This is a genomic window from Halorubrum gandharaense, assembly GCF_054654575.1.
In genome coordinates this window covers 714,707-730,586 of record NZ_BAAIET010000001.1, presented here as the reverse complement: position 1 = coordinate 730,586, position 15,880 = coordinate 714,707, and the positions used below count along the sequence as shown (strand labels likewise).

At 58.8% G+C, this 15,880-nt stretch carries 14 protein-coding genes; 6 read left to right on the top strand and 8 right to left on the bottom strand.

The features are described 5' to 3' along the window. Position 1: 1 nt before the first annotated feature. From ACYQ07_RS03435 to ACYQ07_RS03425, 3 genes are all read right to left on the bottom strand, one after another. A complete protein-coding gene (locus tag ACYQ07_RS03435) occupies positions 2-145 on the bottom strand; it encodes a rubrerythrin-like domain-containing protein (protein ID WP_459877390.1) in 144 nt (47 codons plus the stop codon). Positions 146-332: 187 nt separating this feature from the next. Beyond that, positions 333-3,206 (bottom strand): bacterio-opsin activator domain-containing protein, encoded by a 2,874-nt coding sequence (locus tag ACYQ07_RS03430; protein WP_459877387.1) that lies wholly within the window; start codon positions 3,204-3,206, stop codon positions 333-335. A 237-nt stretch (positions 3,207-3,443) separates the two neighbouring features. Then, complete coding sequence (locus tag ACYQ07_RS03425) at positions 3,444-5,966, bottom strand: cbb3-type cytochrome c oxidase subunit I (protein ID WP_459877384.1); 2,523 nt, start codon at positions 5,964-5,966, stop codon at positions 3,444-3,446. Positions 5,967-6,142: 176 nt separating this feature from the next. Here ACYQ07_RS03425 and ACYQ07_RS03420 point away from each other — a divergent pair, with 176 nt between their 5' ends. Both ACYQ07_RS03420 and ACYQ07_RS03415 read left to right on the top strand, forming a co-directional pair. Further along, positions 6,143-6,916 carry a helix-turn-helix domain-containing protein gene (locus ACYQ07_RS03420; protein WP_459877381.1) on the top strand — a complete coding sequence of 258 codons (774 nt, stop codon included), beginning with the start codon at positions 6,143-6,145 and terminating at the stop codon, positions 6,914-6,916. Further along, complete coding sequence (locus tag ACYQ07_RS03415; RefSeq protein WP_459877378.1) at positions 6,913-7,758, top strand: sulfurtransferase; 846 nt, start codon at positions 6,913-6,915, stop codon at positions 7,756-7,758. Before ACYQ07_RS03420 ends, ACYQ07_RS03415 begins: the two co-directional genes overlap by 4 nt. Positions 7,759-7,778: 20 nt before the next feature. Here the strand turns inward: ACYQ07_RS03415 and ACYQ07_RS03410 are convergent, their stop codons facing one another. The 4 genes from ACYQ07_RS03410 to ACYQ07_RS03395 form a co-directional block, all read right to left on the bottom strand. After that, positions 7,779-8,177 (bottom strand): helix-turn-helix domain-containing protein, encoded by a 399-nt coding sequence (locus tag ACYQ07_RS03410; protein WP_459877375.1) that lies wholly within the window; start codon positions 8,175-8,177, stop codon positions 7,779-7,781. A 97-nt stretch (positions 8,178-8,274) separates the two neighbouring features. Next, positions 8,275-10,128 (bottom strand): cation:proton antiporter domain-containing protein, encoded by a 1,854-nt coding sequence (locus ACYQ07_RS03405; protein ID WP_459877372.1) that lies wholly within the window; start codon positions 10,126-10,128, stop codon positions 8,275-8,277. Between the two features lie 73 nt (positions 10,129-10,201). Continuing rightward, positions 10,202-11,242: a sulfite exporter TauE/SafE family protein gene (locus ACYQ07_RS03400; RefSeq protein WP_459877369.1), complete on the bottom strand. Its 1,041-nt coding sequence runs from the start codon at positions 11,240-11,242 to the stop codon at positions 10,202-10,204. Between the two features lie 3 nt (positions 11,243-11,245). Continuing rightward, positions 11,246-11,392 carry a DUF7512 family protein gene (locus ACYQ07_RS03395; protein ID WP_459877366.1) on the bottom strand — a complete coding sequence of 49 codons (147 nt, stop codon included), beginning with the start codon at positions 11,390-11,392 and terminating at the stop codon, positions 11,246-11,248. A 327-nt stretch (positions 11,393-11,719) separates the two neighbouring features. Between ACYQ07_RS03395 and ACYQ07_RS03390 the strand changes: the two genes are divergently transcribed. The 4 genes from ACYQ07_RS03390 (at position 11,720) to ACYQ07_RS03375 (ending at position 15,123) form a co-directional block, all read left to right on the top strand. Continuing rightward, positions 11,720-12,556 (top strand): universal stress protein, encoded by an 837-nt coding sequence (locus ACYQ07_RS03390; protein WP_459877363.1) that lies wholly within the window; start codon positions 11,720-11,722, stop codon positions 12,554-12,556. A gap of 109 nt (positions 12,557-12,665) precedes the next feature. After that, complete coding sequence (gene trxA, locus ACYQ07_RS03385) at positions 12,666-13,010, top strand: thioredoxin (protein ID WP_459877361.1); 345 nt, start codon at positions 12,666-12,668, stop codon at positions 13,008-13,010. Next, positions 13,007-14,014, top strand: coding sequence for an NAD(P)/FAD-dependent oxidoreductase (locus tag ACYQ07_RS03380; RefSeq protein WP_459877358.1), 1,008 nt, complete (start codon positions 13,007-13,009; stop codon positions 14,012-14,014). The genes trxA and ACYQ07_RS03380 overlap by 4 nt, the downstream gene beginning before the upstream one ends. After that, complete coding sequence (locus ACYQ07_RS03375) at positions 14,011-15,123, top strand: aminotransferase class V-fold PLP-dependent enzyme (RefSeq protein ID WP_459877355.1); 1,113 nt, start codon at positions 14,011-14,013, stop codon at positions 15,121-15,123. Before ACYQ07_RS03380 ends, ACYQ07_RS03375 begins: the two co-directional genes overlap by 4 nt. Before the next feature lie 128 nt (positions 15,124-15,251). Here ACYQ07_RS03375 and ACYQ07_RS03370 read toward each other — a convergent pair whose 3' ends face one another. Then, complete coding sequence (locus tag ACYQ07_RS03370) at positions 15,252-15,833, bottom strand: nitrous oxide reductase accessory protein NosL (protein WP_459877352.1); 582 nt, start codon at positions 15,831-15,833, stop codon at positions 15,252-15,254. Positions 15,834-15,880 lie beyond the last annotated feature (47 nt).

The window sequence follows — 15,880 nt, the reverse complement described above, 5'->3', positions numbered from 1 at the left end:
GTTATTCGATCGGTGTACGCCGATTCCGCATATCACTAGCACAGTCCGGGCACGCTCCGGGGTTGTTCTCCGCAACTGCGATGTTCCCACATTCGAAACACTCGTATGGCGATTCGTCGGACGGGTTTTGATACACATCTTTCATTGCTGATCGGGAGTCCCAGCAGCCTGGCGCAGAACTCTACCAATCTATAATAGGAGTATAAGGGAATATTTAGTAGTTGAACACCGAACCCCGAATTGACGGTGGGATTTACTATTCAACTAGTTGTGAGACGCCGGTAGAAACGTCTCTCACGATTTACTTGAACACGCTCCTACGCGCGGGGTTGTCAATCTGCGTGATGAGCGGCTACCGGTGTGTGGTCGTCGATGAGTGCCGCGAACAGTTTTCGTTGTGCGGTTCTGATGTGCTGGTAGACCGCTTGCGGCGAGATGTCCAGCGAGTCCGCGACAGCTTCACCGGTTGCTGTACGCGGTGATTCGAAGTACCCGCTGTAGTACGCAGTTTCGAGGACTTCGAGTTGTCTGTCTGTCAGGCGATCAAGAACGGAGGCGTAGAACCCATGTTCGGATGCCTGTTCGCGGGTTTGCTTCGACGCGAGGTGGAGGGTTCCGAACTGGTCAGCAAGAAACTGTGTCACATGCCTCACTTCGACGCTCGCCGGTAGATCGACGATCAGTGTTGTATCCGCCTCGGTTGCTGTCGCACTCCGGAGGACGGCACCGTGGTCGGCCAACTCCGTCGCCAGAAACGGCTCAGACAGGTGGAGTCGCAACACCCCGCCGGTGTCGCCGCCGCGAATCCGCTGGACATCCTCGACGACTGTGAGGTCATCCGTTGAGTCAACAACGGTATCGAGTGACGCGTCATCGACGGTGACAAACACGTAGTTACCGCTAGCGGTCTGCTGGGCACCCCCCTCGTAGATCAGCGTACAGTCAGCAATACCCGCCAACTGAGTGAGCACGAACGACGGGTCGTCGATCTCGTACTCGACGCGAGTCAACGACGTAGTAAGCAGCGCACGCTTGCGCTCGGTCGCGCTGATCGCGGAGGCGATCGTCTCTCCAAGCTCCGAGAGCACCGTCTGAATCGTTTCGTCGAAAGCATCCGGCGTCTCCGCATATACGGTTAGGACACCGTACGAGAGGTCGTTATACACCAGTGGGACACTCAACACCGAGAGGAAGTCACGGGAGATGGCATCCTTGCGCCACGAGGCCGCGTGGAGGTCGGCCGCGACGTTCGAGACATGCGTCCTCTCGCCTGTGGTGGCTGTTTGACCGGCTGGCTCCACGGTATCCCCGGCCACGTGGAACGATTGGGTGTCGAGATATCCCTGATCGGTCCCAGCCCACGCCTGTGGTGTTACCATCTTTTCGGCATCATCGACGCTGCCGATCCATGCGAACTGGAAGCGGCCGTCGGCGGTGAGCTGTTCACAGACGGTATGATCAATTTCCTCGCGGGTCTCGGCTTCTACGAGTGCCTGGTCGATCTCCCGGATCGTCTTATTAACGCGGTTGAGCGTGGTGAGCTGGTCGTTCTGGCGCTGCAGCTCGCGATCCTGTTCGCGGAGCTGGGCCTCCCGGCTGACGCGGTCGAGTGCCGCCTCTGCCGTCGCCGCCAGTAGGTCCGCAAGTTCCTGGGTGACGTCGTCAAAGACGTCCACGTCCGTCGATCCAGCGAAATACACGCCGTGGTTTCCGAGCGGGATGTACGCGGCACTCCGGATGTCAGTCGCAGGATTCACGAGACGGTCTGCATCGTGGACGTTTTCGAAGAACAGGGCATCGTTCTCCACGAAACTGTGACTGGTGAGATCGCGGCCGTCCGCATGGACTGCCGGGAGTGGCCCGTGAGCGTCTCGGAGCGCCTGTGAGTGGGCGGTGGGGTGGAGGTGATTGTCGTCAGCATCGAAGAGGTGGACAGCGCTGGCGTCGAGTCCAAGGACGTCGGGCGTGTCGTCAACGATGTGCTGGGCAATCTCCTGGTGGGTCCCGGCATAGAGGAAATCTCGAGCTGTCTCCTGGAGCGTCGCAAGCGCCTGTTCGCGCTGCTTGCGCTTCGTGATGTCACGACAGCTGTACAGCAGCGTGCCATCCTGGATGGAGACCTCACGGACGTTCACCAGCAAGGTGTGTTCACGGCCCGCCTTGTCCGTCGCCGTCGTCTCGATGTTCTTCAAGACGCCCGTCTCAGCAAGTTCCTCGCGGTTGACGAGATCCTCGCCAAGAAGGTCTTCGATCGTGCCCAATTTCCTGATCTCGTCTGCGGTATACCCGAAGATGAAGTGGACGTTCGGACAGACGTACGTGTACTCGCCGTCCTCGTCGGTCATGAGAACGGTGTCGGTCATGTTGTTGAGCGTGACGCGGTGCAGTTCCTCTGACTGACGAAGTTCCCGTTCGAGCTCGACACGGTCGGTGATGTCGACGCTGTCAACGATGATAGAGACGAGGTCGCCACGTTCGTCAGTCACCGGTTGGACGGAGAGTTCGAGCACTAGCTCACCAGGCACGGCGGCCTGCGTAACGACGGCGTGCCCAAATTCGCCACGTCTCGCTGTATCGATGAGCCGGCGAATGTCGTCGCTGGTCTGCGTGTCACCTGACCACCAGGGAAGCGTCCAGAATGGGTCGCCGGTGACGACGTCAGCGTCCATGTCTATCATGTTCCGGGCAGCTTGGTTGATACGAGTAAGCGTGCCATCCGGGTCAAGGACCCACGTTCCCGATCTGGTATCGTGGAATGAGGCGTCGAACTGCCGTGCGCGTTGGCGCTGGGTCGCCGACCGCTGGGCGTCCCGGAGTGCCTGTTCGGTTCGCTGCAGCGCATCGGAGACGGTATCTTCGAGTGGGTCAGTGACGGCGATGTAGTCGGTAACACCAGCTTCGATGGCCTCACTAGCGACCGTCTCGCTCCCGTCCGCCGTCCCGATAATGAGTGGTAGTCCCGTCGTCGTGTCGCGTAGTTGGCGGGAGAGATCAATACCTGTCCTGTCAGGGAGACTGTAGTCGGTAACGACGCAGTCAACGGAGGTCTGTCGGAGTTCCTCTTGAGCTGCCGCTGCTGTCGAGACCGTGTGGACGCTCGTGTCAAAATGGGAATTGAGCCGATCAGTGTACGCAGCTATCCACGCTGTATCCCCGACGGCGACGATAGTTGACGCGTCAAGGACGCTGTTTGCTGTGTGACTCATATACGAAGGGCAAAGCACTAGTCACGAACACGGATGTTGTTCGGCGTGTGCTGATGTCGCCAAATCTGTGCTGGACAGGCAAAACTACTCTGTTTGACCCTGTTGAAACCTCATCCTTCGGACACATTCCTGTTTGACATCCTCCCCGCGCTGAGGCGCGAGGCTTTCTCCTTGATTCTTCGTAAAGAGAAGGTAAAGAAAGAGATTCTTGGGAAGTATCCAGATGAGATCTGTTGCTCAAAAGAGGTAAAACAGCGGGAACAGGAACACCCAGACGATGTCGACGAAGTGCCAGTAGAGGCCAAAGTACTCCACCGGCCGGCTGTCCTCCATGTAGGCACCACGGTAGGCGCGGGATAACAGATATATCGCGATGAACAGACCTGCAACTACGTGGATTGCGTGGAGACCGGTCGTTACGAAATAGACGGACGCTTGGATATCCGTGTACGGCAGGCCCTCGGAGACTGAGCCGATGAACACACCGTCAACGTAGATCTTCTCCCACCATTCCCACGCCTTCACGCTCAAAAACGCGAATCCGAGCAGGGTTGTTGCAGCGAGTGTTGCAAGTAGTCCCTTCCGATTTTTGCGATGGGAGGCGACGAGTGCGAGGATCACTGTGAACGAGGAGGTAAGCAGTACGAACGTGTTGATGAGTCCCGGTAACGAGTCCGGAATCGGCTGCCACGTCATCCAGCCGGCGTTGTACCGGATGAAGACGGCCGAGCTAATGAACGCCGCAAACACGAGCACGTCGGAGGCAAGGAAGAACCACATTCCCAGCTTCACCTTCTCGACGCCCTCGAAGGGCCAGCGTTCGGCAAACTCGCTGGGCGGGGCGTAGAAGTCCTCCATGCCCCACTCCCAGCCGGACCAGACGAGGCCGACCAACCCGACTATCGTCAATAGCGGATACAGCGGATTGCCGGTGAGCGTGACGGAGATCTGCGTCACTGCGTCACCCGCGTAAACGCCGACCGACTGTCGGACGCCCGAGAGGCCGAGCAGCAGGATACCCGTGAATGCCGAGAGCGTGATCGGCCAGATGGAGGCGTGGCTGGCGTGTTTGTCCCAGTAGGGGTAGTTCTTGATGTGGTCGTCGTGGTGGCCGCCGCCGTCCGCGGCGAGCTCGCCGTCGGTGTTCCCTTTCACCGAGGGACCGCCGTCAGTCGCGCGGTCCGTCACGAACTTGAGTTTGCCGGAGGCATACGACGGCCGACCCGGCCAGTTCTCCAGCGGTGGGGGCGAGGAGATTGCCCACTCTGCCGTCCGGGAGTAGTCCCACGGGTTGTCGCCGGCGGGCTCCCCGGAGACGTACGACTTTCCAAGGTTATAGAACATGATGAAAAAGGAAAACCCGAGGACGAACGCTCCAATAGTGCCGAACTGGTGGATCGTCTGGAACTCGGGGTTGTACTCGAACACCCGGCGTGGGGTCTCCCACGCGAGGAACATCGAGAAGTACACCGCATTGAACCCGATAAAGAACACGGCAAAGTGGACCTTTCCAAGGAACTCGTCGTACATCTTCCCCGTCATCTTCGGGAACCAGTAGTATACGGCACCCACAAGTGCGGTTGCGCCGCCGAACATGACGTAGTGGAAGTGGGCGACGACCCAGTAGGTACCGCGGAACTCGTAGTCGAGGACGATAGCGCCGAGGAAGACGCCGGTAATACCCCCGAGAATGAACAGCAGGAGCGCGCCGAACGCGAAGAGGAACGGCGTCGTGAACTGGATGCGCCCTTTGATCAGCGTGTAGATCAGCGCGAATACCAGCAGGTCGAACGGGAGCGAGATGCCGATAGTAGTCGCCATCATCAGTGTCTTGATCTCCAGATTGATCGTCGTCAGGAACATGTGGTGCATCCACACGAGGAACGACTGTACGGCGATCAGACAGATGGCAATGATCACCCACTTGCGGCCGACGAGCCGACGACCAGAGAACGTCTGGAACAGCTCCAGCATCACACCGAGTGCAGGGAAAAAGACGATGTACACCTCCGGGTGACCGAAGAACCACCAGAGGTGGCCCCACAGTAGGGAACCGCCCTCAGTTGCCGAAAAGTAGACGCTGCCGAGCACGCGGTCGGAGCCGAGGATGAGAAGAGCACCGAGCAGGGCGGCGAATGCAAACAACATCATCCAGACGGTCGCGAGGATGGACCACGTGAACATCGGCATGTCCATCAGGCCCATTCCTTCCGCCCGTGAGTGGTGTATGGACGTAAGGAAGTTCACCGTCGACGCGGTAACGCCGACGATGAACATTGCCAAGGCGAGGATGGCTCCGGTCGACCCGATGCTCGGGGTGTACATGGGGACGTTCAGCGGAGCATACATCGTCCAGCCGGCGTCGAGCGTCCCACCCTGAAAGAAGCTAATTCCGAGTAGGACTCCCGAGAACAGGTACATCCAGTACGACAGCGCGTTCAGCCGCGGGAACGCCAGGTCGTCAGCCCCGATCTGCAGCGGGACGAAGTAGTTCGCGAAGCCGAATGCGAACGGCGAGAGGAACCAGAACACCATGATCATCCCGTGGGCGGTGACGGCCTCGTTGTAGGCCAGCCCGGACATCACCTGATTGGCAGGGTCCCACAACTGCAGGCGGATCAGCAGCGCCATTACTCCGCCAAATAGTAGGAAAAACAACGCCGTAATCGTGTACATGATACCGACGTCCTTGTGGTTAGTCGTGACCAACCACCGCTTCAGAGAAGTCGTCGGCGGAAGAGAGTGACTCGAACCCGTCATTGCCGTGTTCGCTTCCGTTGTGATGCGCTCGTCGGCGTCTTGTCGACGTTCGTGCCGGTACAGTCGTGAAGCATGGCCGGTGGTTATGCGTCAGCCGTCTTGACCAGTCGTTTGGCGCACGACAAGGACAGGTTACTACGTCGCGAGCACCAACGGACGGTAGGACCGATACCACCATGCGTAAATTTGCGTTCGATCTGTCGTATACCGCGGACGATAGCACCGGATCAGTGGCCGAACGATTCCGTGAAAACGATATTAGCTCGACCGGAATGGGAGGATGTCTCGGTGGGGGCCGTTTTTGGCGGGTTGAGCGGGTGGAGGCAGCGGCCAGCTTGCTTGATACTCTTGAGGACGACCTACTCTCGGATCCCATCGAACTGGACCGTGTGTCCGAGGGTGACTGCGAACACGACGTGACTGTGGATCGACTCGGACGGACCGACGCGAATCTGGAATACTACTTTCGGGTCGAGCGGCTCGACGGCTGTGAGACCATCTATACTCTCGCAGCGAAGCACATTGGATCAGATGTCCTCTTCGAGTTCGAGCGTGAAGGAAACGTTGAGTCATGGCGTATCCTGATGGAAAGCGATGATCGAGTCGGGATACTGTACGATGCGATCCAAGCATCGTTACGGCCTTCCATTCAGTTCGACTTCGACCACATCGGTGACGCGTCCAGTTGGAGAACAGACCTCGTGTCCCAACTGGACATGCCCGCCGAACAGCTTTCGGCGCTTGAGCTTGCGGTCGAGCGGGGATACTACGAGACGCCGCGTGAAGTGACGCTCGACGAGCTGGCAGCGACACTGGAATGGCCGCGATCAACGCTTTCGTATCGACTCAGACGCGCGGAGTCACGGCTTGTCAAAGCGTTCTCCGCCTCCGGCATCGACGATGCGTTTGAATCTTTCCAGCAGGCTCCAAACGAGGTGACCGACGAGTGAGTCGCCGCCAGCAAACGTTGGTCTCGGCTGAGTGGGTTCGAGAACGACTCGACACAATTGCCACGGACGATGCAGATGTTCGGCTCGCTGAGGTGAACATAGACCCGGAACGATATGCGGAGAGTCACATTCCGGGTGCGATATCTTTCGACTGGAACGACGATCTTCAGGACGACCGTCTGTTCGACATCGTGAAGCCGACAGAGTTTGCCCGCGTCCTCGGCGACCACGGGATAGACGAGAATACCACGGTCGTTCTCTACGGTGACCTGTACAACTGGTTTGCGGCGTACGCCTACTGGCTGTTCACGTACTACGGCCACGACGACGTGCGACTACTCAATGGAGGTTGGAATGTCTGGTCGAATGAGGGAAATCTGACGACGGATGAGAAGCCCACATACACGTCGGTTTCGTATCCGGTTCCGGAATCGGACTCCACGATACGGGCTGACGCGCACGAGGTAACACCGCTTTTGAACGAGGATTCCGTCTCGATAATCGACGTTCGGTCACCGCCGGAGTACCGCGGTGACGTGCTTTCTCCACCGGGATGGAACGAGAGTGTCCAACGGGGTGGCCACATTCCGGGAGCGAAAAACGTGCCATGGCATCATGTCGTCGATGAGAGCGGGCGGTTCAGATCGAACGCGGAACTCCAGGAACTGTTCGACGACGTGCTCGTCGAGGACGTAATCGTCTACTGCCGGATCGGCGAACGGTCGGCACTCACGTGGGTTGCGCTTCACGAACTGCTGGAACAGCCGAACGTCCGCCACTACTACGGTTCATGGGTCGAGTGGGGGAATACGGTCGGGGCGCCTCTCGAGCGCGGCGAATGACCTGACGGCTAGAACATCTCTCAGCTCTCCGCCGCAACCGGCTCGGCCTCGTCGTACTTGTCGCGGAACTCGCCGATGAGCTGGCCCATCTGGGCGTACCAGTCGTTGAGCATCCGCTGCATGTCGTCGGCGATCTCGTCGGGATCGGTCGGCTTGTACACGTGGTAGTACCCACCCTGTTCGTAGTTGATCTGCTCTTTCTGGATGAACCCGGTCTGGAGCAGTCGCTGGATTGAGCGGTACGCCGTCGAGCGCTCGCGGTCGACTTTCTCGGCAATCTCGTCGACAGTTAACGGCTCCTCGGTTTCGACGAGCATCCTGAAACATTCTTTATCAAGCTCTTTGAGGCCATGGAAACACTCCAGTAGACCTTCACACTCCATATCCTCACGGAGCATCTCACTCATCGACTTACTCATGTCTCATATCAGGATTTCCGTCAATAAAAGTGTTTGCAAGAACCGCACAATATCGTCCAGAAAGTGCCGCAAGGGCCGGAAATCGCGGTGTGAATGCTCAGTCATGAGGATGGAACCGCTTGACAGCGCGATTGACGGCGTCAACCTCACCGAGGAACGTGACGCGATCACCCTCGCGGAGTTCGTGGTCACCTGTCGGAACCTCGGTGTCGCCGTTTCGATGGGTAAGCAGTCCAACGATACATCCATCCGGGATCTCGGCGTTGAGTTCCGCAATCGTCTTTCCACCAAGATCCGTCGCTGTCACTTCTATTTCCTGAACGTCCCCGGTTCGCCCCAGTTCGTTCATCCAACCGGACAACGACGGTCGTTCCAACACGTTCTCGAGTGACCACGCGGTCGCCATCGAGAGGTCGACTGCGTAGACGTCGAGCGTCTCGAACGCCTCGACGTTTTCCGGCTGGTTCACTCGAGAGGCGACGGTTTCGACGGCGAATACCGTCCGTGCAAGCTGGCAGACGAGTAGGTTGACATCGTCGTCCGGCGTCGTCGCGATAACCGTCTTTGCGTCGTCTGTCCCCGCTTTCCGAAGCGTGTTGGCTTCGGTGCCGTCGCCGACTACTGCCTGAAGGCCACGACTACGTGCCTCCTTGACTACCGCTGGATCTCGGTCAACAAGAATGACGTTTTCTCCGTCCTGTTCGAGTCGTTCTGCAAGCGAGAGACCGACACGGCCTCCGCCGACGAGTATTGTGCGCATTGGTGAAACCTTTAGTACGTTTGCGATTTGTGGAGCAAGGCCGGCCTGAAGCACGACCGTTGCGAAGATGATGAGAAAGACGGTTCCGGCGAGCAACTGCGCTTCCTGCGGTCGGCCGAGTGCCTGCAGTTCGACGGCGAACAGCGTGGCAACGCTTGCAGGAACGATTCCTCGTGGGCCGACCGCACTGAGAAAGAGCCGTTCGTTTCTCGTGAACAGAGGGTTGGTCGTCGAGAGATAGACAACCGCCGGGCGCAACACCAGCGTGACGGCAGCGACGATCGCGAGTCCGGCGAGTCCGAGCCTGCGGATATCTCCGAAGTCGATAAGCGCCGCCAGCGCTACGAAAATGAACGACAGGACGACGACTGAAAGATCGTCGAGAAAGTCGATAATCGCTTCGTGGTGTGGGAGGTCAACGTTTCCTAGAGCGAACCCGGCCATCGCCGCAGCAGCGATACCGGTTTCACTGGCGATGGACTCGGCGCCGGCGTACGCCACGACAATTGCTGCAAGAACGATCAGCCGGGCGTGAAGCGGTGCCGCACAGGGACGCGAGCCCGTGTGCTTGAGAGCGTACCAGACGACGCTGGCGACGAGTGCACCAACCGTCAATCCGATACCTAGCCGGACGAAAAAGCTGCTGACGAGCGTGGTGGGAGTCCCGTTTCCCACTACAAGGACCTCGAACACGACGACCACGAGAATAGCTGCAGTGAGATCGTTGATCACCCCTTCTCCTTCCAGGACTGAGGCGACGTGGTCACGAACCGTGACGACTTGGAGAATCGGTCCAATCACTGTCGGCCCGGTAGCAATGAGCAGTGCACCAACCAACAATCCAACTGAGGGGGTTGTGTTGAGAAAGACAACTACGGCTGCTGCCGTCCCAAGCCACGTAACGAGGGCACCGATTGTTGTGAGACGGATGAGTGCTGTCGAACTCTCGCGAAGCTTCCGGATTCCCAGATGATACCCACCCTCAAAGAGGATGATAGCGACGCTGACACCAACCATCACGGATAGGCCATCTCCGAACGTTTCCCGCGATACGAATCCCAAAACCTCGGGTCCGATGACGACCCCTGCTGTGATCAGAAACAGTACGCTGGGGATACGGAGCCGGTCCGCAAGCACACGGGATGCAACCCCGAGCACGAGAATGACAGCAACGACGGCGAGGAGGTTCATCGGCTAAACGTTGGGAGCCGTCCATCGAGGTCGATTCCAGAACCCGGCCCACGCCAAGCATCCTCGTGTTGCATCAGTGACTCCCGTCCGGAAGCGGTTCCCCTCCGTCCGTGGTTCGCGTCGCTTCGAACGCCTTGTACAGGATCAGCAGCGCGACGACGAACGACGATCCGACGAGTAGGAGCACACTGACGAGGTCGAGCGCTCCTGTCCCCAGCCAGTTGGCGAGTTCGCTGAGCGCAATGCCGACGCTCGCGAACACCATCATCAGGCCGAAGTAGACGATCACGTCGTTCTCTTCGACCATCGTGGTTGCCGCGGAACCGAGTCGCGCCCCGAGCGCGCTCCCCACGAGGAGGAGCCCAACGACGGTGAGGTCGACGCTCCCGGACGTCCCATAGGTGAACGTGCCGAAGGCACCGGAGAACAGCCCGGCGAAGAGGCTGGTTCCGACGGCGGCGGTGAGCGGCGTGCCGATGACGTAGTAGATCGTCGGCATGCGGATGAACCCACCACCGACGCCGATGAGCCCGGAGACGACGCCGACAATCCCGCCGGAGCCACTGATCGTCCACAGGGAGGCACGCCCGCCCGAGGACAGCGAAATCATTGGGGGGACGTTGTGCGACTGAATCCGCTGTGCGATTGGCGGGATCTCCTCGTCGCTGACCTCATCGGTCTCTCCTTCTCCTCCGTCGCCGTCGGCCCCGTCGTCAAGATTGTACGCACGCCTCAGGAACAGCGCGCCGATTCCGCCGAGCAGGAGCACGTAGGCGACGCCCGTCACGAGCTCGGCGACGCCGAGCGCCTCCAGCCCGAACACGAGACGGCTTCCAAGCTCGATCCCGATAGAGAGCACGACGAACAGAATGGCGCCGAGCTTGTAATCGACTTCCCCAACGTCGTAGTGTTTCAACACGGCGATCACGGACGTGCCGAAGTAGAACGCCAGCCCACTTCCGATTGCTACTGACGCAGGGTAGCCCAATAGAAGCAATGTCGGGGTGATGAGAAACGATCCACCCATCCCGAAGAACCCGAACAGCACACCCACCATGAAGCCGAAGCTGACGAACAAGACGAGCAGCCCGAGGCTCAGTCCCAACAGCTCCATCGATTATGGTTCCGTGACTATTTCGACGATTGGTGCAATCGCTCGTTCAAGGATCGCGTATCCCACGTACAGTACGATGGCGATAGCGAAGATAGCGCCGACGAATGTGATCCCCTGAACTGGGCCGGACTGGACTGCCGCCTCAATCATCGCTCTTCCTCCACAGTTAAGTGCGGTTGTGTACCAATCATGGGATTCTTCTCAACCACATCTACCCGGGGTGAGTGTATAACGCTTATGGGACAACAGTACAATACTATTGAGCACTAACCGATAGAGAAGCAATACAGATATGCTCATAACTTATAGAGATATAACCGTCTCTATCGGATAACCGCAAGACTAGGAGTCGCCGATCAGAGGTAGAATCAAGATGAACAGAGTGGAACCATAGTAACTGTCGAATGGCAGCGACCTTCCTCTTGAACTGTATTGTCTCACCAAAACAATATTATGTGGGTGACCCGTACGGACAGTATGAAAGCGGTACTCGCCACCGATCTTTCGGCAGCCAGCGAGGCAACCATCAAAAACGAAACCTGCCTCAAATGTCTCGGTCGTATCGGGATCGACGAGATACATTTAGTGACGGTCATCCCATCGAACGTTCACAGAGGGATGCCCGGAATCGATTTCGAGAAGCGCCGACGGAAATCGATCCGAAGCTACGAACAGGTCATCCGGAAAGCGGGTTTCGACGTAACTGCTCACGTCGTTCGCGGTACACCACACCGACGGATTCGGGGGATTGCCGAGACGATCGATGCCAGCCTCACGCTTGTCGGATCACGCGGGAAGAGCCCGTTGGAAAACCGTGTTATTGGCTCCACGGCACGCAACCTCGCGCGGACGACCGAAACGCCGCTGGTGGTCAACCGAATCGAACGCGGAACCGAGGATCCTTCAGTCGTGAAAGCCCAGCTCTTCCGGAGAATGATGTATGCGACCGACTTTTCCGAGAATGCAGCAGACGCGTTTGAGGCGTTCTCGTATCTTCGTCACGCCACACAAGAAGCAACGCTCGTTCACGTCCGGACGCCGAAGGATCCCGAACCTCCGGATAGAGACGGCCCCGAAGCCCAGCTCAAGGAGCTCGCCGGCCAGTTGAACGACTGGGGAATCGAAACACGAACTGAGATCCGACAGGGCGATCCATCTGAGGAAATACTCAACGTAGAAAAGGAGATAGACCCGACGACGACGCTCGTCGGGTCTCGTGGACGAAGCCGGTTACGCCGGCTCCTCCTCGGGAGCGTTTCCGAGGATATCGTTGCACGGGCTAATGGTAACGTGATGATTGTCCCTCCATCCTAGTCTGAATCTGCTGTTTTGGTCTCCCGATGACCTCCAAGACGATTGTGTTCTGCGGTATTGTACATATTGCACAAAACTATTAAGAGGGAGCGGCCCCTACGTGAACGTGATGAGTTCCAAAGAGCAGAGCACCCCAACGGATCCCGTCCTGCTGAACGACGAATCGGAGTTTGAGGAGATACTGTCGGCGCACGATGTCGTCCTCGTCGATTTCTACGCCGATTGGTGTGGGCCGTGTCAAATGATGGAGCCGGCGATAGAGAGCGTCGCCTCCGAGACGGATGCGGCGGTTCTGAAAGTGGACGTCGATCAGTTTCAGGGATTGGCTGGACAGTACGGGGTACAGGGCATTCCAACGGTGATCCTCTTTGCTAGCGGAGAGCTTGCCGAGCGCATGGTTGGCATGCAGACTGCCGAATCCCTCAGCAACGTTATCGGAGAGTACATCCAGTGAAAGAGGCATCCATCAACGACATCATCATCGTCGGCTCCGGCGTAGCTGGACAGTCAGCAGCGATTTACGCCGCCCGAGCCGACCTCAATCCTGTCGTATTGACCGGTGACGAACCCGGAGGACAGCTATCGCTCACGACGGACGTAGAGAACTACCTCGGATTCCCAGAAGGGGTCGGCGGTCACGAACTCGTCCAACGTGGGCGAGAGCAGGCCGAAAAGTTCGGCGCTTCATTTCAGCAAGCGTCCGTCGTCAACGCCGACTTCTCCGAGCAACCGTTTACCCTCTCACTGTCCAATGGTGAGGTGCTGTCCACGCGGAGTGTGGTCCTCGCGACTGGAGCCAGCGCTCGCACGCTCGGGATTCCCGGAGAAAACGAGCTGATGGGATATGGGCTCTCGACGTGTGCGACCTGTGACGGTGCGTTCCACCGTGGGAACGATGTCGTCGTCGTCGGTGGTGGCGACGCCGCCATGGAGGAAGCACTGTTTCTGACGAAGTTTGCAGACTCCGTCACAGTGGTCCACCGGCGTGACGAACTGCGGGCGTCGGAGATCCTCGCGAAACGCGCTATCGAACACGAGGAGATCTCGTTTCGATGGAATACCGAACTCTCCGAGATACGAGGCTCACCTGAAGACAGCGTAACCAGTGTGAGGCTTCTCTCACATCCGGACGGACAGCCAACCGCAAAGCGTGACGCCGGCGAAGACGTTGAGATCGAGTCCCTTGACGTACAGGGTGTGTTCTACGGAATCGGTCATAACCCTAACACGGGATTCCTCCAAGAAACGGGAGTTCAGCGTACCGAGCAGAACTTCGTAATCACGGATGAGACGACGACGGCGACGACCGTCGACGGAGTCTTTGCCGCCGGTGACGTTGCCGACGACCGCTACCAACAGGCGATCACAGCGGCCGGTACCGGAGCAAGCGCAGCGCTGGATGCGGAAGCATTCCTTGACGCAATCGAGGAGTCACCACGGAACGAGGTGCCTGTATGACGCCGCGAGAGCTCAGAGCCGACATCCCGGCGCTACAGAAAGGGACGTATCTTAACTACGGGGCACACGGACCCAGTCCACGATACGTCGTCGACGCGGCGACGAGCTTTCTCCAAGACCACGAATACGGCTCTACGGAAAACGACCCCTACGAGGTTGCATTCGAAGCGTACGAGAACGTTCGTGAACGAGTTGCCTCCTTCGTCAACGCGCATCCGACGGAGATCGCGTTGACCGAGAGCACGACGGACGGGATCAACCGGATCGCAAACGCGATCCAGTGGGAGGCTGGCGACGTGGTCGTGCGGACGGACCTCGAACATCCCGCCGGCGTGCTCCCATGGCAGCAGCTGGAGCGCAAGGGCGTCGACGTGCGGGTCGTCGAAACGACGAAGGGTCGTGTGGATCTAGACGAGTACGCGGAGGCAGTCGCTGACGCGAAGGTCGTCTGTTTCAGTGCGGTCACGTGGACGCACGGAACACGCCTCCCAGTACGAGAACTCGTGGAGATCGCCGGTGATGCGGGAGCCTTCACGCTCGTTGACGCCGTCCAGACGCCCGGCCAACAGCCGATGGACGTGACCGCATGGGGAGCGGACGCCGTCGCCGCCGCAGGACACAAGTGGCTTCTCGGCCCGTGGGGCGCTGGCTTTCTGTACGTGAATCGAGAATCGGTCGACCAGCTCGTTCCGGGAACGATCGGATATCGAAGCGTCGAGAGACCCTCTTCCCTGGAGATCGAGTTCAAGCAGGGAGCGTCCCGGTTCGAGATCGGGTCCACGACACCTACAGCGCACGTCGGATTGGCTGAGGCGATAGAGGCGATAGAGGAGGTCGGCGTCGAGCGGATCGAGTCACGGATCGAAGCCCTGACCGACCGCCTGAAAGACGGTTTCGACGACGAGCAGTTGTTGAGCCCGCGGTCATACGAGTCAGGGCTCGTCTCCCTCCGTGCTGACGACCCCGAAGCAGTCGTTGAGGCGCTCGCCGAGCGCGACATCGTTGTCCGGTCGATCCCGATGGTCGACGCGGTGCGAATCTCCGTCCACGCCGTGTCGACCGAATCCGAGATCGACGCCACGCTCGACGCATTGAACCACGCATTGTGAACCGGCTCTCTATCAGATCCAGGGAGTTTCGAGGGTTTTCCCCGTCAGTACGGGGGTGCACGGCTGTTCGGAGAACGAGCACAACCAGTGCTGACGGGGAAACCGGATTGCTTGCCGGAATCTCGCAGTCACAATGCGTCGAGCATCGCCCGATCAACGTCTTCGGCATCGTACGGCTCGCCGCCGTACTCCGTAACGAACGCATCGATATCGGTACCGTCGCTAAAGGGGATGAACTCCGGTCCCATCGCACCCGTAATGTCGCTACGCGCGACAACTGTGAGTTCAGTCGTCAGCGAGAACGCCTCTCGTTCGACGTGTGAAGAAAACATTTTGTCGGAACCGGATTCGAACACCTCCTGCTCAACGAGCGAGTAGTCAGTAAGAAACGTTGCAAGCAGGTCACGTCCGTCGTCTTCCGCTTCGAAACGGTAGGTGTACGTACAGGTGCTGCTACAGAACCGTCCGGGGTCCCCTCCTTCTGGTTCGGCGTCAGCGAAGTGGATTTGCCCGACTGGGCCGGGATGGTCTTCGACGATCATCCCGCACTGGTCGCAGGCGTGTTCGCCATCGAGATCGATCGGGGAGATGTCAACTGTATCGTCCGAGTCGTCGCCGCCCAGGCAACCGGCGAACGCGACTGTACACCCGCCAACAAGACCGGTCATCAACCGACGTCGAGGCACCGCCGCCCGTTCGAAATCTGGCATGGTTTGTGTTTCGATTCTCCCGCGTTTAGACCCTTGGAACGCGTTCA